This is a genomic window from Aquirufa aurantiipilula (assembly GCF_019923745.1).
GTDB lineage: Bacteria > Bacteroidota > Bacteroidia > Cytophagales > Spirosomataceae > Aquirufa > Aquirufa aurantiipilula.
Genome location: NZ_JAANOG010000010.1, coordinates 1 through 26042 on the forward strand (window position 1 = coordinate 1; position 26042 = coordinate 26042).

Annotated in this window: 26 protein-coding genes; 16 read left to right on the forward strand and 10 right to left on the reverse strand. The window is 37.7% G+C overall.

The features are described 5' to 3' along the window. Nucleotides 1-237 precede the first annotated feature (237 nt). The 6 genes from G9H60_RS10920 to atpD form a co-directional block, all read right to left on the reverse strand. A complete protein-coding gene (locus G9H60_RS10920; protein ID WP_223144097.1) occupies nt 238-1137 on the reverse strand; it encodes an OmpA family protein in 900 nt (299 codons plus the stop codon). 102 nt (nt 1138-1239) lie between these two features. Then, on the reverse strand, nt 1240-3030 hold the full coding sequence (locus tag G9H60_RS10925; RefSeq protein ID WP_223144098.1) for an acyl-CoA dehydrogenase family protein: 1791 nt from the start codon (nt 3028-3030) through the stop codon (nt 1240-1242). Between the two features lie 53 nt (nt 3031-3083). Further along, nucleotides 3084-3542 (reverse strand): MarR family winged helix-turn-helix transcriptional regulator, encoded by a 459-nt coding sequence (locus G9H60_RS10930; RefSeq protein WP_223144099.1) that lies wholly within the window; start codon nt 3540-3542, stop codon nt 3084-3086. 104 nt (nt 3543-3646) lie between these two features. Continuing rightward, nucleotides 3647-4183, reverse strand: coding sequence for a hypothetical protein (locus G9H60_RS10935; RefSeq protein WP_223144100.1), 537 nt, complete (start codon nt 4181-4183; stop codon nt 3647-3649). 4 nt (nt 4184-4187) lie between these two features. Next, on the reverse strand, nt 4188-4418 hold the full coding sequence (locus G9H60_RS10940) for a F0F1 ATP synthase subunit epsilon (protein WP_109324192.1): 231 nt from the start codon (nt 4416-4418) through the stop codon (nt 4188-4190). Between the two features lie 9 nt (nt 4419-4427). Beyond that, complete coding sequence (atpD, locus tag G9H60_RS10945) at nt 4428-5945, reverse strand: F0F1 ATP synthase subunit beta (RefSeq protein ID WP_166373869.1); 1518 nt, start codon at nt 5943-5945, stop codon at nt 4428-4430. A 217-nt stretch (nt 5946-6162) separates the two neighbouring features. Between atpD and G9H60_RS10950 the strand changes: the two genes are divergently transcribed. Further along, nucleotides 6163-8370 carry a tetratricopeptide repeat protein gene (locus G9H60_RS10950; protein ID WP_223144101.1) on the forward strand — a complete coding sequence of 736 codons (2208 nt, stop codon included), beginning with the start codon at nt 6163-6165 and terminating at the stop codon, nt 8368-8370. Nucleotides 8371-8574: 204 nt separating this feature from the next. Then, a complete protein-coding gene (rpsJ, locus tag G9H60_RS10955) occupies nt 8575-8880 on the forward strand; it encodes a 30S ribosomal protein S10 (protein WP_130895342.1) in 306 nt (101 codons plus the stop codon). A gap of 126 nt (nt 8881-9006) precedes the next feature. Here the strand turns inward: rpsJ and G9H60_RS10960 are convergent, their stop codons facing one another. Further along, complete coding sequence (locus G9H60_RS10960) at nt 9007-9783, reverse strand: glycosyltransferase family 2 protein (protein ID WP_223144102.1); 777 nt, start codon at nt 9781-9783, stop codon at nt 9007-9009. 213 nt (nt 9784-9996) lie between these two features. Between G9H60_RS10960 and rpmH the strand changes: the two genes are divergently transcribed. From rpmH to G9H60_RS10985, 5 genes are read left to right on the forward strand one after another with little or no spacing between them, the layout of a single operon-like run. After that, complete coding sequence (gene rpmH / locus G9H60_RS10965) at nt 9997-10152, forward strand: 50S ribosomal protein L34 (RefSeq protein WP_109324196.1); 156 nt, start codon at nt 9997-9999, stop codon at nt 10150-10152. 60 nt (nt 10153-10212) lie between these two features. Then, complete coding sequence (gene rnpA, locus G9H60_RS10970; RefSeq protein ID WP_223144103.1) at nt 10213-10617, forward strand: ribonuclease P protein component; 405 nt, start codon at nt 10213-10215, stop codon at nt 10615-10617. After that, nucleotides 10598-12268 carry a S41 family peptidase gene (locus tag G9H60_RS10975; protein ID WP_223144104.1) on the forward strand — a complete coding sequence of 557 codons (1671 nt, stop codon included), beginning with the start codon at nt 10598-10600 and terminating at the stop codon, nt 12266-12268. Before rnpA ends, G9H60_RS10975 begins: the two co-directional genes overlap by 20 nt. 1 nt (nt 12269) lies before the next feature. Then, the gene (tsaB, locus tag G9H60_RS10980; protein ID WP_223144105.1) at nt 12270-12965 is read left to right on the forward strand and encodes a tRNA (adenosine(37)-N6)-threonylcarbamoyltransferase complex dimerization subunit type 1 TsaB; all 696 of its coding nucleotides are present in this window, start codon (nt 12270-12272) and stop codon (nt 12963-12965) included. After that, nucleotides 12965-13474, forward strand: a complete 510-nt coding sequence (locus G9H60_RS10985) for a DUF2480 family protein (RefSeq protein ID WP_223144106.1) — start codon at nt 12965-12967, stop codon at nt 13472-13474. The genes tsaB and G9H60_RS10985 overlap by 1 nt, the downstream gene beginning before the upstream one ends. 118 nt (nt 13475-13592) lie before the next feature. On the opposite strand, the gene G9H60_RS10990 is transcribed toward G9H60_RS10985, so the two are convergent. Continuing rightward, on the reverse strand, nt 13593-16886 hold the full coding sequence (locus tag G9H60_RS10990) for a DUF4175 family protein (RefSeq protein WP_223144107.1): 3294 nt from the start codon (nt 16884-16886) through the stop codon (nt 13593-13595). 131 nt (nt 16887-17017) lie between these two features. Between G9H60_RS10990 and G9H60_RS10995 the strand changes: the two genes are divergently transcribed. Further along, nucleotides 17018-17908 (forward strand): fructosamine kinase family protein, encoded by an 891-nt coding sequence (locus G9H60_RS10995; protein WP_223144108.1) that lies wholly within the window; start codon nt 17018-17020, stop codon nt 17906-17908. On the opposite strand, the gene G9H60_RS11000 is transcribed toward G9H60_RS10995, so the two are convergent. Further along, nucleotides 17905-19221 carry a 4-hydroxy-3-methylbut-2-enyl diphosphate reductase gene (locus G9H60_RS11000; RefSeq protein ID WP_223144109.1) on the reverse strand — a complete coding sequence of 439 codons (1317 nt, stop codon included), beginning with the start codon at nt 19219-19221 and terminating at the stop codon, nt 17905-17907. The genes G9H60_RS10995 and G9H60_RS11000 overlap by 4 nt on opposite strands. A 210-nt stretch (nt 19222-19431) precedes the next feature. Here G9H60_RS11000 and G9H60_RS11005 point away from each other — a divergent pair, with 210 nt between their 5' ends. Genes G9H60_RS11005 through G9H60_RS11025 form a run of 5 tightly spaced genes read left to right on the forward strand, consistent with a single transcriptional unit; the run spans nt 19432 to nt 22135 of the window. After that, entirely contained in the window at nt 19432-20046 is a 615-nt protein-coding gene (locus G9H60_RS11005) for a hypothetical protein (RefSeq protein ID WP_223144110.1), read from the forward strand. A gap of 16 nt (nt 20047-20062) precedes the next feature. After that, a complete protein-coding gene (locus G9H60_RS11010) occupies nt 20063-20428 on the forward strand; it encodes a hypothetical protein (protein WP_223144111.1) in 366 nt (121 codons plus the stop codon). Between the two features lie 4 nt (nt 20429-20432). Then, nucleotides 20433-21194, forward strand: a complete 762-nt coding sequence (locus G9H60_RS11015) for an exodeoxyribonuclease III (RefSeq protein ID WP_223144112.1) — start codon at nt 20433-20435, stop codon at nt 21192-21194. A gap of 6 nt (nt 21195-21200) precedes the next feature. Next, nucleotides 21201-21503, forward strand: coding sequence for a (2Fe-2S) ferredoxin domain-containing protein (locus G9H60_RS11020; RefSeq protein WP_223144113.1), 303 nt, complete (start codon nt 21201-21203; stop codon nt 21501-21503). 8 nt (nt 21504-21511) lie between these two features. Beyond that, the gene (locus G9H60_RS11025; protein WP_223144114.1) at nt 21512-22135 is read left to right on the forward strand and encodes a hypothetical protein; all 624 of its coding nucleotides are present in this window, start codon (nt 21512-21514) and stop codon (nt 22133-22135) included. Here the strand turns inward: G9H60_RS11025 and G9H60_RS11030 are convergent. Next, nucleotides 22114-22821 (reverse strand): YjjG family noncanonical pyrimidine nucleotidase, encoded by a 708-nt coding sequence (locus G9H60_RS11030; protein ID WP_223144115.1) that lies wholly within the window; start codon nt 22819-22821, stop codon nt 22114-22116. The two genes, G9H60_RS11025 and G9H60_RS11030, sit on opposite strands and share 22 nt — an antisense overlap. 53 nt (nt 22822-22874) lie before the next feature. On the opposite strand from G9H60_RS11030, the gene G9H60_RS11035 reads away from it, so the two are divergent. The 3 genes from G9H60_RS11035 (at nt 22875) to nuoL (ending at nt 26030) form a co-directional block, all read left to right on the forward strand. Continuing rightward, entirely contained in the window at nt 22875-23684 is an 810-nt protein-coding gene (locus G9H60_RS11035) for a 3'-5' exonuclease (protein WP_223144116.1), read from the forward strand. 105 nt (nt 23685-23789) lie between these two features. Next, on the forward strand, nt 23790-24119 hold the full coding sequence (gene nuoK / locus G9H60_RS11040) for an NADH-quinone oxidoreductase subunit NuoK (protein ID WP_109324234.1): 330 nt from the start codon (nt 23790-23792) through the stop codon (nt 24117-24119). A 30-nt stretch (nt 24120-24149) separates the two neighbouring features. Continuing rightward, the gene (nuoL, locus tag G9H60_RS11045; protein WP_223144117.1) at nt 24150-26030 is read left to right on the forward strand and encodes an NADH-quinone oxidoreductase subunit L; all 1881 of its coding nucleotides are present in this window, start codon (nt 24150-24152) and stop codon (nt 26028-26030) included. The last annotated feature ends 12 nt before the right edge of the window (nt 26031-26042 follow it).

Here is a 26042-nt window from a genome sequence, read left to right on the forward strand (position 1 = left end):
AACCAATCAAACCAACTTGACGATAGACAGTAAGCCAGCGGGTCAATAATGTTTTAGGGACATTATACTTTCCACGAACATATAAAATAGGCTGATGAAGCTCAACAACGGCTTTCACGCACGAAAGATTAAACTTGTAGGAATACTTGACTTTTCTTGACATAAAAACACCCAAAAAGTTGTCTAACTTTTTGGGTGCAGTTCAATTGAGGCCCTTTTCTATTATGGCTTATTTGATTACTTTCCAGATGGAGGAGCTAACAAATTAAAGAATTGATCCAATTTAGGCGTTACGATGATTTCAGTACGACGATTCATCTTACGTCCATCCTTGCTCTTATTTTCAGCTTGTGGCTCAAACTCACCACGTCCACCTGCTGTCATACGCTCTGGATCTACAGAGAATTTAGTTTGCAATAAACGAACTACTGAAGTAGCGCGCTTAGCACTTAAATCCCAATTATCCTTGATACAATCTGTTGAAATAGGCACACTGTCTGTATGGCCTTCAACTAAGATATCCAAGTCTTTGTGATCATTAATTACTTTAGCAACTTTAGCTAACACAGCCTCAGCTTTAGAATTAATCACTGAACTTCCAGAAGCAAACATTAACTTATCAGAGATTGAGATATAAACAACTCCTTTTTTCACTTCAACAGTTACATCTTCATCATTTACATCAGCCAAAGAACGCTTCAAGTTCATCACCAATGACAAATTAATAGAATCTTTACGTTGGATAGTTGAGTTCAAATCCTTGATGTACTTTCCTTGCTCATTCAATGCATCCAATGACTTACGGATACTTTCAGCACCTGATTTATTGATAACTGACAAATCAGACAAACGATCTAATAAATTGGTATTCGTTCTCTTCATGTAATCCAATTGCTCTTGCAAGTTCTTCAAAGAAGCAGTTCTAGCTTCTAATTCACCATCTCTCTTCTTAATTTCAGCTTGTAAACTAGCTGTTAAAGATTGACAATCAGCAAGATCAGCTCTTGATTTAGCAAGCGATTGGTCACTACTAGCTTGTAGTTCTGTTAAACGTGACTGCAAATCAGCAATTTTCTTTTTGCTCGCACAAGAAAAGAAAAACGGCATCAGAGCGATTACTAAAAGTAATTTTTTCATAATGATGATTCGGTTTGGGGGTTAATGACTCAATGTTTAAAATATAATTGCCACAAAAGTATGAATGAAATCGCTAATTCTTGTCCTTATTCGCATTTTTTTTTAAAAAATATAGCCCATTTTAAGAATAGCGGCCTCCGCAATTTTACGTCGAGCTTCTTTCAAGTTTTTAGGATCTATTTTTGTAAAGCGCTTCAATCCCATTAACATAACGTTTAACTCATCTCCGCTAGCAAAACCAGTAATTACTTCTTTGCCATGGTGATGGATTTTATCTACTGCCTCATGTAAATATACCAAGGCACATTCTTTGGCGATTTCATTGGCTGCCTCTCCAGATTGTTGAATTAATTTATCCACTCGTACTAAAACGGACTCAGCCACATAGATTTCAATCATCATATCTGCTAAAGACATCAAGATTTCCTGCTCCTGTTCAATTTCAGTGGTATACTTTTGAAGAGCCCCACCTGCCGACATGAGTAAAGCCTTTTTTAAGTTGGCTATCACCTTATATTCTTTTCCAAAAACTCCCTCTGGGACTGATGTTGAAAAATCTGGTACGCCTAATATTTCCTTACCCACGGCCATCGCGGCTGTCATGATATCCAGCTCACCTTTCATAGCGCGCTTGATCACAGTTCCTACTGCCAATAAACGATTGATCTCATTGGTTCCTTCAAAAATACGGTTGATTCTTGAGTCGCGATAGGCGCGATCCATGGGTGCTTCTGCAGAAAATCCCATTCCTCCATAAATTTGAACTCCTTCGTCTACTGAATAATCTAATGTTTCTGAACCATGCACTTTCAATAAGGCACACTCTATTGCAAACTGCTCTACTCCTTTTAATTTAGCTTCAGAATCATTCATTCCAGCTGCTTTCAACTCAGCTATCGTATCATCAATGTTTTGTCCAACGCGGTAACAGGCAGATTCACTGGCATAATTTTTAACAATCATTTCAGCAATCTTATATTTAATTGCTCCAAACTGATGTAAGGACTGACCAAATTGTTTACGATCATTGGCATATTGAACCGCCTGGTCAATTACTCGTTTTCCTGCTCCAATAACTGCCGCTGCTAATTTTATTCGCCCAATGTTCAGAATATTGACTGCTATTTTAAAACCGCCCTCACGTTTGAATAATAAGTTTTCTATTGGAACTGGACAATCATTAAAAAAGATTTGACGGGTAGAACTTCCCTTAATTCCCATTTTCCGTTCCTCTTCATTCATGGTTATGCCACCAAAACTTTTCTCTACAATGAAGGCTGTTAAGTTTTTATCGTCTGCTATTTTCGCAAAAACAATAAAGACATCGGCGAAACCACCATTGGTAATCCACATTTTTTGACCTGTAATCAAATAATGTTTTCCATCTTCTGATAAAACTGCTTTTGATTTAGCCGCGTTAGCATCAGAACCTGAATCTGGTTCAGTCAAACAATAGGCAGCCTTCCATTCACCGGAAGCCAGCTTGGGTAAATAATGTTGTTTTTGTTCTTCAGTACCGTAATATAATATAGGTAATGTACCGATTCCTGTATGAGCTGATAATGCCACAGCAAATGAATGTCCTGAACCACAGGCCTCTGCAACTAGCATAGAGGTATTGAAATCCATACCAAATCCACCATACTCCTCTGGCACAGAGGTTCCTAATAGGCCTAAACTTCCCGCCTTATCCATCATGTCTACCATGACAGTAGTATCTTTGGCCCCGTCCATTTCTTCCAAACGAGGTTGAATCTCTGTTTTAATAAAGTCAATACAAGTTTGACCTATCATTTTTTGCTCCTCTGAAAACTCCTCTGGAATGAATAATTCCTCGGGCAAGAGAGGGCGAATTAAAAACTCTCCCCCTTTCATTGTTTTGTTAGTAGCCATGGTATTTAATTTAAAATGTTGATGAATGTAATGTTGTTTGTTGATGAGTGTAATTATGATTTCTGATTCAATGTCTGAAGAATTTCCGTTGCATCTTCTTCTAAAAACTGATTAATTGATTGTATCACTTTAAAAAATTCCTGTGATTGCTCGGCTCCTATTCGTTCAAATAACTTTTCGTTAAATAAAATAACGCCTTGTTTCGCTACGTCTCTTTTTTTCTTTCCCAATTCAGTTAAGAATATCTTAACAACGCGCTTATCGGCATAATTAGTCTCTCGGCGTATCCATTTTTTATCTTCCAATGTTTTCAGCATACGCGTCAAACTACGGGCTTCTAGACCTAAGGCAGGTGCTATTTTGGTAGCTGGAGTTCCGTCTTTATCTATATGTAGCAAAACGTATCCTATAGCCATGGACATGTCAAATTGAGCGGCATAGGTGTTATACATCCTACTTATGGCATACCAAGCTGACTTAATTTGGAAATCAAAGGTACTTTCTGCTTTCATGATCAAGGAATTAATTTAGTATGCTTGCATACCATTATGTAAAAATGAAACAAAAAAAAATAGGATGCAAGCATCCTATTTTCAAAATTCCTAAATATTTCTGATTATCTCACACGATTACCGCGCATTCTTTTGCTATTCACCTTCAAACCAGAGAATGAAGATTTCATAATCATCAAACGAACTTTCTTTTTGTTATAAAGTAAGTATTTATTTCCATCGTAATTCAATCGAGAAAAGGTCGGGCTACCTGCATCATCCACCAATTGATAATAATACTCCCCTCTTTCACCTACAACTGGACCGAAGTGCAAACTTTTTTCTTCACCAGCACCGGCTTCAAAGGAAATTAACAATTGATCATTGGCTTGCTTCACTAAAATACCAGGTGTCTGCTGTTCTAAGGTTACGCGATTGATTGACTTACCATTGATTAAAATAATCTTACCTGATTTAACATTAGCATCAGAAGCATTTAATTCTCTTTCTAGAAAAAGGGCATTGTCATTATAAAACTGAATCTTCTCTAAGGGAAGTTGGTTTTCTTTGATTAAAGTCATCAAAGAGCCCGTCAAATAAGCTTGTTGCGAACAACTGCTTAAAAGGACTACAGCAAACAAAACAATGGCTAAGTTTTTCATGGAATTAATTAACGCCTTCTGCAAGGATAAGCACTTTATTATTTAATACTTCCACAACTCCACCCTCAATTTCAAATGATTCTTTGTCGGCAGTTAGTAATCCTTTTTTCAAAGTACTTACTAAAGCTGCGTGATCATTCAAAATTTGGAAGGAACCATTAACGCCAGGTAAAGTCACCACAGAAGCTTCTGCGGAAAACACTTTACGGTCGGGTGTAATAATTTCTACAAACATATCTATTATTTATTTAGCAGCTTCTGCCAACAATCTTTCACCTTTTTCTATGGCATCTTCAATGCTACCTACTAAGTTGAACGCTGCCTCTGGCAAGTGATCGTAAGTACCGTCGATAATGGCATTAAAACCTTTGATGGTATCGTTGATGTCTACCAAAACGCCTTTTAAGCCTGTAAATTGTTCAGCCACAAAAAATGGTTGAGACAAGAAACGTTGAACACGACGAGCACGAGATACAACTAATTTATCTTCTTCGGATAATTCATCCAATCCAAGGATTGCAATGATATCTTGTAACTCTTTGTAACGTTGTAAAATTTCTTTTACACGTTGCGCTGTATTGTAATGTGATTCTCCTAAAACTTCTGCGGATAAAATACGAGAAGAGGAATCCAATGGATCCACTGCTGGATAAATACCTAATTCAGCAATTTTACGAGAAAGTACAGTGGTAGCATCTAAGTGAGCAAATGTTGTTGCTGGAGCTGGGTCAGTTAAGTCATCCGCAGGTACGTAAACCGCTTGTACGGAAGTAATTGATCCACGCTTAGTTGATGTAATACGCTCTTGCATAGCACCCATCTCAGTTGCCAAAGTAGGTTGGTAACCTACCGCAGATGGCATACGACCTAATAAAGCTGATACCTCAGAACCTGCTTGAGTAAAACGGAAGATGTTGTCAATAAAGAATAAGATATCACGACCTTGACCTTCGCCATCTCCATCACGGAAGTGTTCCGCAACCGTCAAACCAGACAAAGCTACACGAGCACGCGCTCCTGGAGGTTCGTTCATTTGACCAAACACTAGAGTAGCTTGTGATTTTACTAATTCGTTTTCATCAACTTTCGTCAAATCCCACTCACCAGCTTCCATAGCATGCTTAAACTCTTCACCATATTTAATAACGCCAGATTCAATCATCTCACGTAATAAGTCATTTCCTTCACGAGTACGCTCTCCAACACCTGCGAATACAGACAAACCTTCGTATGCCTTTGCAATGTTGTTGATCAACTCCATGATCAATACCGTTTTACCTACACCGGCACCACCAAACAAACCGATTTTACCTCCTTTTACATAAGGAGCTAATAAGTCGATTACCTTGATACCTGTAAATAAAACCTCTGTAGTTGTTGCTAACTCATCAAATTTTGGAGCAGAACGGTGAATTGGTAATCCTCCAGCTGATTTTGGCTGTGTAATACCATCGATCGCCTCTCCTACTACATTAAACAAACGGCCTTTAATTCCATCGCCAGTTGGCATTGTCATCGGTGTTCCTTTGTCAATTACCTCTTGTCCACGTTGAAGTCCTTCAGTACCTTCCATCGCAATGGTTCTTACTCGATCTTCTCCTAAGTGTTGTTGAACTTCTAAGATAAGTTCCTGTCCATTGGTTTTGGTAACAGAAAGTGCATTTAGGATAGCTGGTAAGTGAGAGCCTTCACCTTCGAAGCTTACATCGACTACTGGGCCAATTACCTGAGCTACTTTTCCTTTATTAACTGCGTTTGCCATTTGAAAAATAAATTTGTTAGCTTAAAAACTAAGAATTGTTATTGAATCGAATGCTATTGACATTCGGATTGCAAAATTAGTCGGTAAATTCCAATTAGCAAAACTGAAGTTTGTATTTTTTTGCTATTTTTTGTCGATATCCGCCCTTTTCTTTGAATGAATTAAAGTTTATGTAGAAATTTACGTTATATAGCCATTGCCTATTTTTTTCTCCTGCATGAAACAGCGAATTGATCAAATACCTGCCATCTGGTTTCTATTTTCCTCCCTACTGAGCATCTTTTGCCTAGGAATATACGTTTGGGGCGGAAAAGAGGGTTTAGCTTGGAAAGAAATTAGTGAATTAATCCCCCAAAGTGTCTCATTATTTCCTGAATCAAATACCAACTTACAGTCTTCTATATTTTTAGTACGCCAACATTACTATGTTCAATCCATAAGCCCAGAATTTTGGCCCATCTTATTAGGAGCTATTTTAGGCATAATTGGCTTAGCTCTCCTGGGGCAGTTTGTTCAGTCCTGGGCAAAAATCTCCTGGAAGCAAATCTTTTTAGGAATTCTGATTTGGTGCGGTATAATATTTTGGAGAAATGTAGACCTAAGCGCCATGGAATGGTTCAGCTTTTTACATAGTCCATGGGTCATGATAGCTAGTATGGCAATTGCCTTGCTAAGTATCTTAAGCAGTTCTGCTATACCTTCATTTCTCTTAGAAATTTCACATAGCTCAGACAAAGTCTCCAGCCAGAAGAAATACATGGGTTTCATGCTGTTTTATTTGATCAATCTAATCTTAAGCATGGGGAATTTATGGGGATTTTGGACCTCAACTCTATATGTGCCCACATTTATTCTATTAGAAATTAGTTTTGCATTAGGGATGGCTCGAAGTCTTCGTTTGGAAGAAAAATCCCAACAAAAATTATACGCTGCCCTTTTTCTCTTAAGTCATTCCATTTTAATCCCCTTTTTATGGAATAACAATGAAGTTGGGATAAGAGCCTTGGAAAGCTGGGGCATCATGACACATATAGCCATGTGCTTACTGTTTCCTGTTTTTCTTTGGACAAATTTCAAAGAGCCCATTCAGCAAAATTTAGCTATCTATAAGGTTATTCATAAAGCACATTTCATTCCTTTATTTTTAATTCAAATTGGGTTATTTATCGTGTGTGTTTCCTGGGTTTTCGCTCGACAAGGTACAGCTTGGCACCAAATTGTGGCTGCATATTACAATGAACAAGGAGATGTGGAGCATTTTGGAGGAGATCGAATGCTGGAAGAAATGGCTTACAAGAATGCCATGATTCACAGTAAGTTAAATCAAAAAAGCAATTTGAGTTTGGCCAGAATATCACAGGCTGCTGGAGATGTAGAAAAACAAGCTTATTATTTACAAACTAGTCAGATCAAATATCCGCTAGAGAAAACCTTTGTGGCTCTTGCCAACATTTATGGCAATGAAAACCAATGGTTTGAATCTTTATTTACACTCAAGAAAGCACAACAATTGTTTCCTGAAAGTGCTCCTATTGCCACCCAATTAAGTCGGGCCTATGAACAATTAAAACAGATTGATTCAGCGGCTTACTATGCAGTTATGGCTAAAGAACTTGCGCCTAAATCTCCGATGAATGAGGCTAATTTATTGTATTTTGATGTGCATCATGGAAGTCAACTTGTTCATAAAGATGAAATAGACGGCTGGTCCACAAGTTCAGACCATGCCGTTAAGAGCAATTTACTAGCTAAGCTTTGGAAAAATAAACAAGCTTTACCTCGCGAATTCAATCAAGAAGCATTTGCTGTTCAAGTGGATGTGCGAGATTTTGCCTTGCTTTACAATAGTAGCCTGTATTTCAAAGGGCAGTTGGACCTCTACCCCATCCAAGAATGGATTAAAGATCCCAATTGGCTTCAAAAATTTCCAGAAATAACTTTCTTGGATGCTTGGCAAGATTATTATCACCAACAACCTTTACGAGCATTAAATAAGTTGGATTTGCTAGTTCAAAAGGAAAATGAAAGTAAGGCAATAGAATACCGTCTTATATTACAACATTGGAAACAGGCATTATTGGAGATAAAAGCCAAGGTTAAGATAGAAAACTTTGAACAGGCTAGCGCAGCTATTCAATCCTATCCTTTTAGTGTTGGCATACTACAACAAGCACTCCCTTTATTACATCAAGCTAAAAAACACCAGGAAGCCTATCAAGCCAGTTTAGCTGCGGTTCAATGGAATGAGGAATTGGCTGAATTTTATCCTATGTACATACAAGAGGCTTTTCAACAAGGTGAAATAAGCTATGCAGAAGAAGCTATGGCTCGTTTAAAAAAATTAGATCCTGAATTATTCCAATCATATACTGTCGCTTTTGCGCAGGCTAAGGAAAAGGCGATAAATAGGCAGAAGTTCAATTAGTTTTTAGGGATTAGTGATTAGGGCAAGGAGGATTTATTCAATCAAATAATTCCAACCCAAGACATCTTAACCACTAATAACTGATAACTAATCACTTAGCACCTCTTTGCTAGTTTAAAAATTTGACTTACCTTTGCAGGGAATATTATGGGGAACGGAGTAAATGGTTCTTTCGCTCTCTATTCACTTAATGAACCAAACAACATGAATCAAAAAATTCGCATCAAGTTGAAATCTTTCGACCATTCATTGGTTGACAAGTCAGCTGAAAAAATCGTTAAGGCGGTTAAAGCTACAGGAGCAGTTGTTTCTGGCCCTATCCCACTTCCTACTAAGATTGAGAAATTCACTGTTTTACGTTCACCACACGTGAACAAAAAAGCACGTGAGCAATTTCAATTATGCACTTACAAGCGTTTAATTGACATTTTCTCTTCTTCAGCTAAGACTGTGGACGCGTTGATGAAATTGGAATTACCATCAGGAGTTGATGTAGAAATCAAAGTTTAATGATTTCTAGTTCCAAATGAAAAAGGTCTCTGTAGCAATACGGAGACCTTTTTTAATTATAAATGGTGAATGGGTGTATTTTTCATGCTAAAAATTATAAATCATTTATAATTCATCATTTACCATTTATAATTTACTCACTGCTTTTTTCTCTGAATTAAACAATTGAAAAATCTTCCGAACGGGCTTTAGGAATAAAGTAAAAAAATATGGTTGAAGTCCATTATCTTTCCAGGCTTGTCGATCTTCCCGATTGGCTACCAAACGATGCTTCCAAGAGGCGGTGCTTGTGCCTCCATTACGCATGGTCATGAGGGTTTTGGGTAAATATGCGGCAGTTTTTTTGGCTTTATATAAAGCTCTCAACATCCAATCATAGTCCCCAGCACAAGTGAAGTCTGTCCGAAAAGGACCAATTTCATCATAAACAGATTTTTTGGCATAAAAAGACAAGTGCGGAGGCATCCAACCCCACAACCAATTGTCGCGCTGGTATTCCCCGGCCGACCAAAACCGAACTAATGCTCCGCTGATTGGATCAACAAATTGAATATCGCCATATACGGTATCTGTACCTTTTTCTTGAAAACAAGTAACTACGGAGGAAATGACATCGTTTGCAGGATAAAAATCATCTGCTCCAATCATCCCGATAATTTCTCCCGTCACCCGTGCCAAGCCTTTATTCATGGCATCATAAATTCCTTGATCTTTTTCCGAGATGTAGTGAATTTTGCCTTCGTAATCCTTTAATATGGATAAACTGTCATCTTTAGAACCTCCGTCAATAACCCAATATTCTAGATTAGGATAATCTTGAGCCAATACACTTTCGATGGTTTGTCGGAGTGTAGCGGCAGATTGATAACAAACAGTAATGATGGAAACCTTGGGTAAATTCATAGATTTCACAAAGATAGAGATTGTCGGAAGAAATTGGGAATTATTCAATTCTGGGGAACCTATTTAATCGGAATAGAAAGGTCTACTGTGAAATAAATAGTCACATCAAAAACTCTTTCGATTTTTTTAAACCGAATGCTTTGTTAAAAATATTTTTTTTGTACCTTTGCAAACCCAATTCGAATCAGTTTCGAATATTTAAATGTTAAAGAAATGAAAAGAACTTTTCAACCTTCGGTTAAAAAAAGAAAAAATAAGCACGGATTCCGTGAGCGTATGTCTACAGCTAATGGTCGTCGTGTGTTAACAGCACGTCGCGCTAAAGGTCGTCACAAACTTTCAGTTTCTGACGAGAAGAGAGGAAAATAAGCCTTAGATCTTAGGAAAGAAGATTTCAGGTTAGCTTAGTTGTACAACAAGTTTCATGCCGTGAAGTTTACTTTTCAAAAATCCGAGCGACTTACGCAAGTCAAAATCATAGATTCACTATTCCAAAAGGATAGTCAAATCGTAGCACAACGGTTTGTCTATCCTTTTCGAGTTTTATATCAATTTGGCCCTCAGCCATTAGCATTCCCACAAATTCTTATTTCCGTCCCTAAGCGCAAGTTCAAAAAAGCGGTGGACAGGAACCTCATCAAAAGAAGAATCCGCGAAGCTTATCGCTTGAACAAATCCTTTCACCTAGGAGAAGGGAAAGAGAAATTACCAGATTTTCTGGCTTTTGTTTATATTGCTTCTACAATTGAGCCTTTTGATCGGATCAATAAAAAAATGCAGCAAGTCTTGCAAGAATTTAGCAATACCAAAAAAGATGCCACAGAAATCTCCTAAGTCCATCAAACATTGGCTCATCGCCTCCCTTTCTGGAATCAGTATCGTATGCGTCTTAGCATTTAGCTCCCCCGGAGATCGTTTCTTTGAAATTGCTAAAAATCTAGATATTTATGCCTCTGTTTTCAAGGAATTGAATAAGTTTTATGTGGACGAGGTGAACCCAAATCAAGCAGTAAAGACTTCAATAGACGCCCTATTAAAAAGCTTTGACCCCTACACTGTCTTCTATCCTGAAGATGAACTAGAAGATTTTTTAACCATGACGACAGGAAAATACCAAGGTATTGGTATCATTCTTGCAGAAATAAATCAAACTTTTCGGATTTCATTCATCGAAGAAAATAGTCCAGCCTTAAAAGCAGGCTTGGGCATAGGTGATCAAATCATCTCCGTCAATGGTATTGCACTTTCTGATAAACCAGAAGCTGATCCTTCCAAACTGTTACGCGGACAAGCAGGCACTAAAATTGTAGTCAAAGTGCTCAAAAATGGGCAAACGACTCCACAAGAAATTAGTATCAATCGCGAAACGGTACAAATCAAAAATGTGGTATATTCTGGTATTATTCAACCAGGGGTCGGATATATTTTACTAGAAGATTTTAATGCTTCGGCAGCCAAAGAATTAAAAAATGCCTTGCAAAACTTGAAGCAAGCGGGCATGAAAAAGTTAATTTTGGACTTGAGAGAAAACCCAGGTGGACTTTTAACTCAGGCAGTGGATATTTGTAATTTATTCCTACCAAAAGACTCGGAAGTAGTTTCTACTCGAGGGAAAGTGGAAGAATGGAACAAAACATACAATGCCTTAAATCCAAGCACAGAGCCAGAATTGCCCCTAATCATTTTGATCAATAATCATTCTGCTTCTGCTTCCGAAATTGTAGCTGGAGTCATGCAAGATTATGACCGCGCCGTATTAATTGGTCAAAAAAGTTTTGGAAAAGGCCTGGTACAAGTAACTCGTGATTTACCTTTCAGAACCAAAATGAAGATAACCACGGCGAAATATTACATCCCTAGCGGTCGTTGTATCCAAGCAATCGACTATCAACATCGAAATCCAGATGGAAGTGCAGTAGCATTAAAAGATTCAAATAGCAAAACATTTTACACCAAGAATCACCGTAAGGTGGTCGATGGCGGAGGAATTACTCCTGATATCACAGTAGAAAAAATTAGTACATCTCCCTTTACCAATGCCTTACAAAAACAGCATATGATTTTCTTATATGCTTGTTATTATAGAAGTACGCATCCAAATATTTCTGCTGCTAAAGATTTCAGTTTAAATCCAACAGAATTCCAAGCCTTTAGTACTTGGTTGAAAAAACAAAATTTCAAATTTGAAAGTCAAATTGAGAAGCAATTTCATGTGATTAGCGAATTAGCCAAAAAGGATAAATCCTATGCGAGCATGGAACCGGCACTTCAAAATTTCAGAAAAGAATGGGCTTCCAATTTAGACCGTGAGTTATCGGCCTACCAATCAGATATCCTTACCCTATTGGAACAAGAGATTGTCCAACATTATTACCTTCAGAAAGGGATGAATGAATGGTCGTTCTCCAAGGACCCTTCCATTCGTGAAGCTTTAAAATTATTTGATCAGAATACTCGTTTTCAATCGATTTTGGCAGGAAAATAACATGAATTTGATTCTTAGTATAGAAACGTCTACTCCGACTTGCTCTGTAGCGATACATCAAAATGGTGACTTAATAGCACAAAAATTAATTGTAGAAGAAGGAGGCCATTCCAAGCAAGTAACCGTTTTAATTGATTCACTTTTGGAAGAAAATGGATTGAACTTTTCCCATATAGCTGCCATAGCTGTTTCTATGGGACCAGGATCATATACGGGTTTAAGAATTGGCTTAGCCACAGCGAAAGGCTTATGTTTCGGATTGGACATTCCATTAATAGCACTACCTACTTTAAAAATATTAGCACAAGGTTTTCGTCAGATCCAAACAAATCATTCCTCAGTTCGATTACTTCCTATGCTAGATGCAAGAAGAATGGAAGTGTATGCCGCTTGCTATGAATTAGAGGATTTGCAGGAGGTTCAAGCCTCAAAAGCTGTCATATTAGATGAAAACTCTTTTGTTGAATTATCGGGGAAATCCTTGCTGGCTTTTGGGAATGGAGCTCAAAAATGGCAAAGTACTTGCCAGCATCCTGATATTCAATTCATTAATGAACCAATGTATCCAGAGGCTCAATTCATGGGGAATTTGGCATATCAAGAATATTTGAACAAAAACTTCCAAGATTTGGTTAGCCTAGAACCTGATTATCTAAAGGAATTCATGGGAACTCAGCCTAAAAACAAAGCATTGTAATGGAAGAAGAAATCGTCAATCGAGTAAAACAAAGTGGTTTAATTCAATTGGACTTGGAAGAAATGCGTATTCCAGGTGAACGAATCTTTTTGGACATTAAGCCCCAGCTATTCATGGAACTAGTTTTGAAAGAAAAGGACTTTCGGAATTACCTGGCTGAACATGATTGGGCTAGTTATCAAGATAAACATGTCGCAGTTGGTTGCAGTAATGATGCCATAATACCTACTTGGGCATTTATGCTGATCAGCATACACCTAAGTCCATTTGCTAAAACTATTGTTTTTGGGACATTGGAGGATTTAGAAAAAACGTTGTTCAAACAAAGTATAGATGAATTATCTACTGAAGACCTACAAGGTGCGAGAGTCGTGATTAAGGGTTGTTCGAAAGAATCAGTACCGACAGATACATATGTACAAATTGCACAAAAACTTCAGCCTTTGGTAAAGAGTTTATTCTTTGGCGAACCTTGTAGTACGGTCCCTCTTTTCAAGAAAAAATCTTAACATTTGTTTAGTGATTTTTCAGTCATTTGAATATCAACTTATTGGACAATAAGTTCAAAATCTCATTCGTTTTGACAACGCTGTCAAGGTTTGAAACCTTGACAGCGTTAGGCAAAAATCATTTCATTTTTTGCTTAATCTTTTCCATATACTGCATCACTTTTTGCTGGTAGTAGGGCAAAAGATCCACGGGTACTTGTTGAAATAAATCTCGATTTTCTTTCTGTCTTTTAAGGAATGGAATTAAGTTGGGTGGAGGGTTTTCCTTCCATTTTTGTACTGCGGTTTTTGATTCTCGTTTGGGATCTTCTCCTTGTTCTTTTAAGGCCTTTTCAGCCTCCATCAATCGTGGAAGCATTTGATCTTGGCGTTGCTGTAAGGAATTATTCAAGCGCTTATTAACGATATCTGACTCGTTTTTGTCCATATCTTTGATTAGGTCAGACAATGATTTTTGTAAACCCTGACTACCTGGTTGCCCTTGTAACTCATTCATCTTCTGCTCCATCTCTTGTCGAATCTGGGCTTGCTCTTCAGCCATTTTGATCAATTCCTCATTAGTAATCATCATAGGCTGCGAGCCCATTTTTCTGGCTTTTTGATTCAATTGCTGTTGCCTTTGACCCCAATTTCCTTTTGAATTACCTTTCGACTTACCCTTCTTTCCGGATTTGGCTTGGGCGGCTTGATCTTGTACTTGTCTTAATAAATCAGATAGCAAAACAGCTAATTGATTGGTAGCCGCCATAGCTTCTTGTTGCCTTACCGGAACAATATCCCATTTTCGTTCTTTCATCATGCGGGATGCTTCCTGCATTCTTTGTTTCATATTAGCCGTTTCCTTCGTGATTGTCTGCGACAATGGCATTAACTTTTTACCCAATGAAATCAAACTATCTTCCAAAACACTGGCCATATCGCCCAATTTACTTTGTTCCTGAGCAATTTGTCTAACGGCCAAATCCCCAGCCGGAATCTTTTTATAGGCCTTCATGATACGTTCCTGATCAAAAGACAATTGCAATAAATCTTCCATCAACAAACGCAATTGAGCTAAATTCAAAGCCACTTCCATGGATTCTTGTTGCTCCTGTTGTTCTTCCAATTTCTTGGCCAACTTCTTCATTTTCTCTGCCGCTTTCTTTTGATTCGTTTCAGCTTGTTTCGACTGCTTATTTTTTAAATTTTCTTCTGCATTATCTAAATTCTCTTCCATCTCCTCTTGCAATTGATCTTCCTTATCCAAATCTTGTTCACCCGGAATTTCTTTTTTCTCTTTAGCTATTTCATCCAATTTTTTCCTCTCCTCTTCTACTTCCTTATTCAACGCTTCTTGTTGTTTGGCTAATTCTTGATCGTTTTTACCGTTATTTTTTTCACTTAATTCCTCTTGCTTTTTGGCTAATTCTTTCCAACGAGAAATGGATTCATCTAGCATCTTTTCAACTTTCAATTCTTGATAAAATTGTTGTAATCTCTCCAACTCCCGCTCCATATTCTTACCTTGATTACGCATTTGATCCAGATGTTTCTGCCAAAGCGTTGCTGACTCTTTTTCCCAGTTTTTCAAGAGGGCATCTCTGCGCTTTTCCATATCCGGATCCCAAAGCTGGGAAATCATTTTCTGCAAGTTTTCCATCTTCTTCATCCAAGCTTGATCTACTTTCTGAAAACTCATTTGTTGACCCATCCATTGTTCTTGCATTTTCTTAAGCTCCTCAATGGTCTTTTTCAATGCCGCCTCTTTATCCAATACTTCTTGTAAAGCTTTCAAATCAACTTCCTTCCCCAATTGAACTCGTTTGGTTAACTCGTTGATCTCTTGCTTCATGTTTTGTGCCTTTTGCAAAGAATTCAAGACTTGTTTCTCCGCTTGATCTACTTGCTGATCCATTTTCTTTTCTAAACGCTGAAGCTCTGGATACTCCCAAATTTGGAGGCCTGTTTGTGTCCATTTGGGTCCGTGTAAACCATCTTGATCTGAAACTTCCACTCGATAAAGAACTTGATCCCCTGGGTTCAATGACAATGAATCAATACGCCAGATATACTCCACTTCTAGGCGTGTAGCCCTAGATTGCAAGGGAATCCATTGTGTCTTTTTGGTGGACAAATTTTTAGCATCTTTTCGCTTAATTTGATATGTCAAGCGCATTTGTCCTAATCCATAATCATCTTCTATCAAAGCATTTAATACCCTAAATCGATAATACAAGGTATCGTCTAACCACTGTGTTTGCAAAGTCGGTTTTTGGTCAAAAATAACCTCAATTGGCTGCATAACACTTTTTTGAATAGGCATCTGCGCGTTTTTTGCAACAACTTGATATCCACTATTTTGATTGATAGTCCTGCTTAATTGATATCTTGTTCGCAACAAATTAAGACTTGCCCAATCAACTGAGGATTTATTTTGAAACTGAATTCCCAAATCATCTGCACCAGAAGATGTCATTTCCCAACGTACAACGGTACCTTCTGGAACTTTCAAAGGTATTGCTTGGTGTATCGTTTCACTAGGCTTCTTCAAATAGCTAGGGAATGTCAACTGTATTGTCATTTCCTTTAAACCAGGCCTATGTACCACGGGTAAAAGCTGTGGCTCAGAAAAATATCCACCAGCCTCAAACTGTAACCATTTATCCTCTTGAACTGCGGGAATTATTCCCTTGAATTGATTTACTTTTTCTGTGGGATTTAACGGTATACGCTCACCATCCCAATGTAAACTGACTTCACTTGGAACATTTTTACCCCTTAATTCAAGCATAAATTCTGTATTTTCTCCGGATACAGCTTGAAATGGTTTATTCAAAATCACAAATTCAAATGGCAATTCCTTGGGATAATGGAATGAATAATTCCAAATACGTAAACTTGGCTTTCGAAATAAATTGGGGAAGGTCAACTGTCCAATTCCCAACAAAGCAAAAAGCGCTAAAAACAAGAATAATGGTTGTTTCAACTCTTTTAATTGAATGAAATCTTCCCAGCAATATTGTTTCAAATAGGACTGTTTTTCCTCAATAGCTGCATGCCACAATTCTAAGGAATGGTCTGGCTCTTGATTTTGTAATTGAAGGACGTTAATTAAAGCATCCGCATGCTTACTAGGCAAATATTTTCCCAAACCAATCGCAAGCCGATAATAATCCTCCTGACCCAGAGGGCGCAATAAATCCCAAACAGATTTGCGTAAAAAGAAGAAAACGATCCCGATAGAACCTACAAAAAATGTATATAAAAATACCCCGCGAATGGTCGATGAAAACCAAGCCACGTATTCCAATAAAATCAAGAATAATGCCAAACACACGATCCAGATAGCAGCATGTATCAAGGATTTCCACAACTCTTTTCGAGAAAGTTGCCGGTGGTAGTTTCGTAATTGGTTTAGTAGCGGATTGTACACGGGTTTTGCTAATCAGAACAAGTCAGAACTTGAAAATACGAATTTTCAAACGCATACCATTCATGATTGCGACAAAATAAAATTGCCCATGAGTTTCTATTTTGGTATTTTTGAAGAATATTGACTCCAGCATGTCGCAACAATCACAAGAACAGTATCAATTTATTGAAAGTATACTCCGCCAAAATTTAGGCGAAATTGGTACCATTGAGGACTTTCAATTTTTCTATGGGGGGAATTTCAATCTAGCTGTTCGTGTCAAGTTAGCTCAAGGAGAATATTTCATCAAATGGAATCAAGGTGATCATCAAGGCTTATTCCAAGCCGAATCCAAAAATCTGGCTTTGATTGCCTCCACCAACACCATTCCTGTTCCTCAAGTATTAGGTGTAGGACAATTGGACGAAAAGGAATACTTAGTCATGGAATGTATTCCATCAGCTGAGAAAAAAGATAATTACTGGAGTGACTTTGGCGTCAAGTTGGCTCATTTACATCAAACGAGCTCCCCTCAAGGACATGGTTTAGACTATGACAATTTCATCGGTGCTGCCAAACAGATCAATACTTGGAATATAGATGGAGTAGCATTTTTCATTCAAAATCGTTTAAAGTACCAAGTCGATACAGCCTTATACCATCGAAAAATAGATGGCACTACCAGTGAAGCTTTTGAAAGACTATATGAAAAAACGCCTTCTATCATCCCTAATGAGCAATCGGCATTAATTCACGGAGATTTATGGTCAGGAAATGCCATGGTCAATCAACATGGATTAGTGAGCTTGGTAGATCCTTCCTGCTATTTTGGTTTACGAGAAGCAGAAATTGCTTTCACTACCATGTTTGGAGGATTTGAAAAAGAATTTTACGAAGCATATCATGAATCATTCCCAATCTCGAAAGGATTTCATGAGCGTATTCCTTTATACAATTTATACCCGTTAATGGTACATGTCAATCTATTTGGAGAGGGATATCTGCCAGCGGTTAATAAGATTTTAGATTCGTACTTGAATTAAGCCTGAGCTAAGGCCCAGTTTTCCACTACCTCATTTACATCTTTGGCTTCAGGAAAAAAGGATACTAGTTTTCGAAGTATTTCTTCAATGACTGCGTCTGGACATGATGCCCCACAAGTCAACAAAACTCTAACTTTGGGTTTTTGAGGAATGAAACCGTAAATAGAAACCTCTTCTTTTTTCTTGTTATCAAAATGAAGAATTTCTTGTTCTGAAATCAATTTTTCAGCTGATTTGATGAAATAAGAAGGCAACTTTTCTCGACATAAATCAACTAAATGGGAGGTATTGGACGAATTATATCCACCAGCAATGATAGCGAAGTCGGCTTCTTCCGCGATTAAACCATACGTAGCGCTTTGGTTATCATTGGTCGCATAGCATAAGGTATCCCGAGTATCCGCAAAATGAGAGGTAACTTGATGGGCTTCCAATTGGTAAAAACGGACAATTTCTGCTTTCAAATATTCCACGATTTCTTGAGTATCAATCGCCAGCATAGTCGTTTGATTTACGACACCAATTCGCTCTAAATCTTTTTCTGGATCAAATCCTTGCGAGTATTGTCCCTCAAATTCCTCATAAAATTCTTGAGAAGTCTTTTCTTTTCGAATGTAGTAGGCTAAGCGTTTTGCCTGTTCTAAATCCTTGACAATCAAGGTAGGCGTAACTACTTGAGAATGAGAAAAAGTGGCCTTGGTTTCCTCATGACTAGGTTTGCCATGCACTACCACCGTATATTTATTTTGTCCAATTTGATTCGCACGATTCCATACTTTTTCTACAAATGGACAGGTAGTATCATAAGCATATAAATCAATTCCAATTTTATCTAAAATGGCATGAACCTCCAGCGTTGTTCCAAATGCGGGAATAATGACAATATCTTCTTTGGTCAAGGTTTTCCAAGGCACCAACTGATTGCCATAGGTATCTTGAACAAATTTGACCCCCAAATCCAATAAATCTGCGTTAACGGCAGGATTATGAATCATTTCGGAAAGTAAAAATATGCGCTTTTGAGGGTTATCTTCGATAATCTTATAAGCTGTTTCAACAGCATTCTCGACACCATAACAAAAACCAAAATGCCGAGAAAGTAATATCTCTACGGGACCAAAATCAAATACGGAAGGATTGAAATTCTTTTTGAGCTTATCCCCTAAACGACGTACTTCCTTGACCCGACTAATCAATTCACTTTTAAACAAAGAGGGTATTGAAAAAGACTTCATTTTTTTAAAATTTCTTTTTTCAGTTCTACCATGGGTAAACCGATACTTTAAAACAGATTGATCAAGATCCTCTTTCATTTACACAACCTTATTAACTAATAAATTGATTAACAGTTTTCAAATTTACCAATTGATTTACAATTCTATTCACTATTAAAAAAATAACCACTTAATAAATCGCTCATTAAATAATCGAGTAAATCTTGGCAAATCAGTATAGTTATAATATTTTTGTAGCTGATTTTCTTCTCAACATTCCTGTTTCTACCCGTTAAGCCAAAAAAAAGTATGAACAAATCTACTTCATCGAAAGTCCGATTTTGGCAGAAAATTGATAAAAACCCCATTGGTGTTTTCTTCATTTCTTTCGTAAAATACCCCATAAACATATTATATGCGGGTTTGGGAATCATTGTTTTCATGTTTAGTTATCAATCTTCTTTTTCAGAAAAACCCGTTGAACCTGGCTTTTTTGCTGGTAAAATCGTTTTTGATGATGAGAATTATCACCGTATTGAAACAAAGAATATTGAGGCTCAAGTAAAAAATGAAATGGGGAATCCTGTATTGACACTTACTTGTACACAGGAAAAAAACTTGGAATCCGTTTATTTGAAGATATATAAGATTAAAGGTCCTGGAACCTACTTTATACCGGGTGATGGGGAAATTTCTAACATCGGTAATTTGATTAAAAACCTAGATAATTATCAAGATAAAAATAATTTCTTCGAATCTAGTTTGCCAAATAAAGAAGGAGTTAAGAATGGCGTAGGCCGGGTCAATATCACTAAAATATCGTCAAATTTTGTCGAGGGCGAACTAATTCTCATCGCTAATAATCCAAAAGGACAACAAGCCGTGCTTGAATCTGCTAAATTCAAAGTAGCTTTGCAGAACTAATTGTTCTTGCTTACCTATGGATTTTGAACCTAGCATCGTTTCTACTGAATGGAATCAAGTTCTTGATTTCCTTGAATCTCAATTTAATAAAAGGCCCGCAGATGTCGATTCCGTGCTTTTCTTGATTGGAGTGCAAGAATTAGGAAAGGGTCATGCTACTTTCAGTAAAGAGCAAAAACAAGATTTAATGCACATAGCTACATGCAAAGTGCTGAGCTTCAGTGGTTTTTATGCGCTAGAAGGACTAGATACCGAGGGATGGCCGCATTGGAATTTAGTTCAAGCGGTTCCGCAAATGCCCCTCAAAGAACAAGAGATTCTCATCAAAGCGCATATTATTCAGTATTTCAAATCAGAAGTGTTTAGCCCAGAACAAGCTTAAGCTTATGAAAATTATATCTTACAATGTAAACGGTATCAGAGCCGCTATTCAAAAGGGTTTTATAGATTGGTTGAAGGAAGAAAATCCTGATGTACTTTGTTTACAAGAATTGAAAGCAGATATCGATCAAGTTGATATTACAGCCATCGAAGCATTGGGCTATCAAGTTTATTGGCATTCCGCCCAAAAGAAAGGTTATTCTGGCGTTGCTATTTTTTCTAAAATAGCACCAAAAGCTGTCACTATTGGATGTGGTATTGAAAAATACGATGCAGAAGGTAGAGTCATCAGAGCTGATTTTGAGGATTTTTCAGTGATGAGCGTATACATGCCTTCTGGTTCTAGTGGCGATGAACGACAAGGTTTCAAAATGATTTGGCTGTCGGATTTCCACCAATACATTGATGAGTTAAAAAAAGAAATTCCTCAGCTGATCATTTCAGGTGATTACAATATTTGTCATAAAGCGATTGACATTCATAACCCTAAATCCAATGCCAATAGCTCGGGATTTTTACCAGAGGAAAGGGAATGGATGGAAAATTTCATAAATTCTGGGTTTGTGGATTCCTTCCGACATATCAATGCAGATCCACATCAGTATAGCTGGTGGAGTTATAGAGCCGGTGCAAGAGGCAAGAATCTAGGTTGGCGAATTGATTATCACCTTGTAAGTGAATCTTTACGTGATCGAATTGCACACGCTCAGATATTGCCAGAAGTAAAACATTCTGACCACTGCCCAGTGGTTATACATCTAAACTAATTTATAATGCACTACGAAAAACACGTATTTATTTGTACCAACGATAAGCCTGCACCTAAAAAATGCTGTGGTTCAGAACATGGTATGGCCTTAGTAGAAGCCTTCAAAGCTAAATGGGCAGAAACAGGAAGTGATCAAAAGATTCGAATTCAAAAAGCGGGTTGTTTAGATTTCTGTGGTAAAGGCCCAAGCATGGTCGTATATCCAGAAGGGGTATTTTATGGCAATGTTCAATTAGAAGATGTCGCTGAAATTACAGAAAAACACTTAATTGGAAACGAGATTGTATCTCGCCTTGAAATTGGATAAATTGCACCATGCTGTATCGTTTATACCCTACCCTACTCAATTCTTACGCTTTATATCTCAATCAATCTCGCGATGGAAACGGCAAAATTATTGTCGATGAAATCGAGATGATTGAGCGTATCAATCGAGTAAAAAAACCAACAACCGTAGCTCAAAAAAAGGGAGTGGATTTTGAACGGGCAGTAACATTAGGTGAAGGGGAAGAATTATTCCAAGAAGGAGTTATTGACAAAGCAAGGGAATTATTGCCCAATAAATATAAAACCCAGTTTTATGTGGAATCACGCTATAAAAACTCCATGATTTATGGCTATGTGGATGGCGTGGGAGATAAAACTGCTTTTGATTTAAAAAGTACTTCATTTTATGAACCCGGTCGCTTTGCAAAAAACCACCAAAATCTCTATTTATTAGGTCTTCAGAAATACGGTATTGAACAATTGGATTATGTCATCACCGATTTTAAAGATGTCTATGTGGAATCCTATCACTTACAATCCGTAGATTTCAATCCACTTTACCAGCAAATTGAGAGTTTTTTATCTTTTTTAGAGGAAAACAAAAAATTCATTCGGGATAAAAAGATATTTGACCGCAAGGCAAATGACAATCAATTATCCTTATTCGAATAAATTTCCAAGTGATTTTTCACATGTTTCAAGTCAGAGATTTGCCAAATGGCATCGGACTTGTCTGACAAATTATAGTGGATAGCAGGAATCCCTGCCTGATTGGCACCATGAATATCGGCATGCCAATTGTCCCCTACCATCAAGGCTTCATGTGATTGACAATTCGCTCGTTGGAGGGCATATTCAAAGAAAGCCATTTCAGGCTTTTTTGCCCCAACACCCTGGGAGGTAATTAATTCCTTAAAATGATGCCCCAAGCCAGAAGAAGCTACTTTAATATGCTGTATATCTTCAAAACCATTGGTTAAAATATACAAGGGAAAATGCAGAGAAAGGGATTCCACTAACTCTTGGGCCCCCTCCATCAAATGTGTTTTACGTGGGGTTCTGTACAAAAACTGTTCCGAAAACTCTTCAGCAGGACCTTTTACTTGAATAGCATCAAAAAAACGCAGAAAACGAGATTCACGCAATTCACTTTGCGAAATTAATCCCATTTGATAATCATCCCATAATGCCGTATTAATTTGTTGGTAGGTCTCCCAAATAGAAGCGATTGACAGGGGGCTCTGTTTATCTAGGCCAAATTCTTCTATCAAGTCTATTATCACTTCCTTAGAATTGCGGTCATGATCCCATAAGGTATGGTCCCAATCAAAAAAAATGGCTTTAGGCTGAAATATCATCCAACAAAGGTAATAATCATTTACCTTTGCGAAGCCTTTATGAGCAATATACTATGGAGCATCAATTGAAATTAACCAAACCGCTTGCCTTCTTTGATTTAGAAACAACCGGAATACAGGTACAAAAAGATAGAATCGTGGAGATTTCCATAGCCAAGGCAAATATAGACGGCTCGGTTGACATCAAAACTCGTCGGGTAAATCCGGGGATTCCGATTCCTTTAGAAGCATCTTTGGTTCATGGAATTTATGATGAGGATGTCAAGGATGAGCCAAATTTCAAACAGATTGCTAAATCTATGGCCTCATTTTTAGAAGGTTGTGATTTAGCGGGTTTCAACTCGAACCGTTTTGACGTACCCATGTTGGTGGAGGAATTTCTTCGCAGTGATGTTGATTTTGATACAAAAAACAGGCGCTTAGTTGATGCACAACGAATATTCCACATGATGGAACCTCGTAATTTAACAGCAGCTTATAAATTTTATTGCCAAAAGGATTTGATTGGAGCACATGGTGCGGAGGCAGATGTATTGGCAACTTTGGAAGTCTTAAATGCCCAGGTGAAGCATTATGAAAAAACAGCCATGAAAGATGCTGAGGGGAATGAATATTACCCCATTCAGAATGATGTCGCTGTTTTACATCAATTAAGTGCTTCCAATTCCATCGATTTTGCCAATCGTATGGTGTACAATAAAGATCAAGTTGCGGTTTTCAATTTTGGCAAACACATTGGAAGGCCAATAGCAGAAGTGTTAAAATCTGATCCTTCCTATTACGATTGGATCATGAAAGGGGATTTCCCGATGGACACCAAACGGAAATTGACCGAAATTAAATTAAAAGGATTTCAGCGTTAGGCCCCTATTTTATTTCTATTTTGTCAGTTTATTTCCTATTTTTGCCCCGCATAAAAGCATTCGTTTGAATAGGCAATTTGTTTATTTGACCATTACAATTTTATCATGCAATCTATACCAGAAATTATACGTACCATTCCACTGACCAATTACATCATGCTAAGTTCAGCATTGTTTTGTATAGGAATCTTGGGTGTACTTACTCGCCGAAATGCCATCATCGTTTTTATGGCCATAGAATTGATGCTTAACGCGGTTAATTTATTGCTAGCAGCATTTTCTTCTTATTACTCCGATCCTTCTGGACAAATATTTGTCTTTTTCATTATGGCCGTAGCTGCTGCCGAAGTGGCTGTGGGATTGGCGATTATCGTTATGATTTATCGTAACATTCAAAGCATCGATATTGGTGTGCTTAATAAGTTAAAAAATTAATTTCAGCACAATTTCATCGCATATTCGACTATGTCATTACTCCTTTTAATTCCCCTTTTACCGCTGATTGGTTTTGCCATCAACGGTTTGGCTTATCCTAAATTATCGAAATCAATTGCTGGAATCGTGGGAACTATCCCTCCATTGGTAGCTTTTGTTATTTCTCTTCAGCTATTTTTAAATTTTGATGGTCAAACACAAATCATTCAATTAGCAGATTGGATTAAAGTAGCCGACTTAAGTATTCCTTTTGCTTTCCAAATAGATGCCCTATCCATCATGATGCTATTGGTCATCACGGGTGTGGGCACCTTGATTCATTTGTATTCCATGGGCTACATGGCTCATGATGCTGGTTTTGGTAAATTTTTCTCCTTTTTGAACCTCTTCATCTTCTTTATGTTGATTTTGGTTCTAGGCGCCAACTTCACCGTTTTATTCATTGGTTGGGAAGGTGTAGGATTATGTTCTTATTTATTGATCGGATTCTGGAATCAGAAAAACAGTTATGGTGATGCTGCTAGAAAGGCCTTCATCATGAACCGAATAGGCGATTTGGGTTTCTTAGTGGGTATCTTTTTATTGATTCAAGAATTTGGTACAACCGATTATCAAACAATTTTTTCAACCATTAAAGACGGTACCGAAGTAGGTAATATTGGCCTAATTGCATTCTGCCTTTTCATTGGTGCTATGGGTAAATCAGCCCAAATACCTTTATTTACTTGGTTGCCTGATGCCATGGCTGGTCCAACCCCAGTTTCTGCATTGATACATGCGGCTACCATGGTGACAGCAGGTATTTACATGGTTATTCGTGCTAATGCCTTATTTGAATTAAGTCCAGAAGTGTTGCATTTTGTGGGATGGATTGGATTAGCTACCGCTTTATTAGGTGCAGCCATTGGTCTATTCCAAAATGACATTAAAAAAGTATTGGCCTATTCAACTGTATCCCAACTGGGATATATGTTCATGGGCTTAGGCGCATCTGCTTATACCGCTTCATTCTTCCATGTGATGACTCACGCTTTTTTCAAAGCATTGTTGTTTTTGGGAGCAGGTTCTGTTATCCATGCTATGTCGGATGAGCAAGACATTCGCAAAATGGGTGGCCTTAAAAGCAAAATGCCAATTACTTATTTGACTTTTTTATTAGGTACCATTGCCATTTCAGGTATTCCTCCATTTGCTGGATTCTTCTCCAAAGATGAGATTTTAGCTGCATTGTACCACCATGATTTTGCAATGTGGTGTTTAGCGATTTTAGGATCTGCCTTAACTTCTTTTTACATGTTCCGTGTATTCATTCTGACGTTTTGGGGTGATTTCAGAGGGACTGAGAAGCAAGCGCATCATTTACACGAATCTCCATGGAGCATGACAATACCTTTGATTATTTTGGCGGTATTCTCCGTTGGAGGAGGTTTAATCAATCTTCCGCACTTTGCAGGGGGCAATGAATTCTTGGCACATTGGTTAGCTCCAATATTACCAGAGCCACATGAAGTCGGAGAAGTTTCATTCTTCAGTTTAGAAATGGGCGCGCCATTAGTAGCGGCATTTCTACCTGCCATTTTTGCCATTTACTATTTCGGAATTCAAAAAGCAGTTCCAGGAAATGATGAGTCAGTTCAAGGTATTCAAAAAGTCATTTATCGTAAATTCTACATTGATGAAATTTACGATTTCGTATTTGTTCGTCCGATCCAAGTATTATCCACTTTCTTTGCGCAGGTGATTGATTTCTTGGTGATTGACTTAATCGTGGAGGGTGTTGGCAAAACAGTTAAAACGGCTTCAGATGAAATTAGAAAAGCCCAAACTGGAAATGTAGGTTACTATATTTTTATGATGGTACTTTCTATTGCGCTTATCTTAGTTTTAACGCTTCGCTCACGAATATTATAATTCATCTTTGAA

Excerpts from the sequence above, each read along its gene's own strand:
- G9H60_RS10920 (WP_223144097.1), bottom strand. The coding sequence starts at position 1,137 with ATGAAAAAATTACTTTTAGTAATCGCTCTGATGCCGTTTTTCTTTTCT.
- G9H60_RS10925 (WP_223144098.1), bottom strand. The coding sequence starts at position 3,030 with ATGGCTACTAACAAAACAATGAAAGGGGGAGAGTTTTTAATTCGCCCT.
- G9H60_RS10930 (WP_223144099.1), bottom strand. The coding sequence starts at position 3,542 with ATGAAAGCAGAAAGTACCTTTGATTTCCAAATTAAGTCAGCTTGGTAT.
- G9H60_RS10935 (WP_223144100.1), bottom strand. The coding sequence starts at position 4,183 with ATGAAAAACTTAGCCATTGTTTTGTTTGCTGTAGTCCTTTTAAGCAGT.
- G9H60_RS10940 (WP_109324192.1), bottom strand. The coding sequence starts at position 4,418 with ATGTTTGTAGAAATTATTACACCCGACCGTAAAGTGTTTTCCGCAGAA.
- atpD (WP_166373869.1), bottom strand. The coding sequence starts at position 5,945 with ATGGCAAACGCAGTTAATAAAGGAAAAGTAGCTCAGGTAATTGGCCCA.
- G9H60_RS10950 (WP_223144101.1), top strand. The coding sequence starts at position 6,163 with ATGAAACAGCGAATTGATCAAATACCTGCCATCTGGTTTCTATTTTCC.
- rpsJ (WP_130895342.1), top strand. The coding sequence starts at position 8,575 with ATGAATCAAAAAATTCGCATCAAGTTGAAATCTTTCGACCATTCATTG.
- G9H60_RS10960 (WP_223144102.1), bottom strand. The coding sequence starts at position 9,783 with ATGAATTTACCCAAGGTTTCCATCATTACTGTTTGTTATCAATCTGCC.
- rpmH (WP_109324196.1), top strand. The coding sequence starts at position 9,997 with ATGAAAAGAACTTTTCAACCTTCGGTTAAAAAAAGAAAAAATAAGCAC.
- G9H60_RS10975 (WP_223144104.1), top strand. The coding sequence starts at position 10,598 with ATGCCACAGAAATCTCCTAAGTCCATCAAACATTGGCTCATCGCCTCC.
- tsaB (WP_223144105.1), top strand. The coding sequence starts at position 12,270 with ATGAATTTGATTCTTAGTATAGAAACGTCTACTCCGACTTGCTCTGTA.
- G9H60_RS10985 (WP_223144106.1), top strand. The coding sequence starts at position 12,965 with ATGGAAGAAGAAATCGTCAATCGAGTAAAACAAAGTGGTTTAATTCAA.
- G9H60_RS10995 (WP_223144108.1), top strand. The coding sequence starts at position 17,018 with ATGTCGCAACAATCACAAGAACAGTATCAATTTATTGAAAGTATACTC.
- G9H60_RS11000 (WP_223144109.1), bottom strand. The coding sequence starts at position 19,221 with ATGAAAGAGGATCTTGATCAATCTGTTTTAAAGTATCGGTTTACCCAT.
- G9H60_RS11005 (WP_223144110.1), top strand. The coding sequence starts at position 19,432 with ATGAACAAATCTACTTCATCGAAAGTCCGATTTTGGCAGAAAATTGAT.
- G9H60_RS11010 (WP_223144111.1), top strand. The coding sequence starts at position 20,063 with ATGGATTTTGAACCTAGCATCGTTTCTACTGAATGGAATCAAGTTCTT.
- G9H60_RS11015 (WP_223144112.1), top strand. The coding sequence starts at position 20,433 with ATGAAAATTATATCTTACAATGTAAACGGTATCAGAGCCGCTATTCAA.
- G9H60_RS11020 (WP_223144113.1), top strand. The coding sequence starts at position 21,201 with ATGCACTACGAAAAACACGTATTTATTTGTACCAACGATAAGCCTGCA.
- G9H60_RS11025 (WP_223144114.1), top strand. The coding sequence starts at position 21,512 with ATGCTGTATCGTTTATACCCTACCCTACTCAATTCTTACGCTTTATAT.
- G9H60_RS11030 (WP_223144115.1), bottom strand. The coding sequence starts at position 22,821 with ATGATATTTCAGCCTAAAGCCATTTTTTTTGATTGGGACCATACCTTA.
- G9H60_RS11035 (WP_223144116.1), top strand. The coding sequence starts at position 22,875 with ATGGAGCATCAATTGAAATTAACCAAACCGCTTGCCTTCTTTGATTTA.
- nuoK (WP_109324234.1), top strand. The coding sequence starts at position 23,790 with ATGCAATCTATACCAGAAATTATACGTACCATTCCACTGACCAATTAC.
- nuoL (WP_223144117.1), top strand. The coding sequence starts at position 24,150 with ATGTCATTACTCCTTTTAATTCCCCTTTTACCGCTGATTGGTTTTGCC.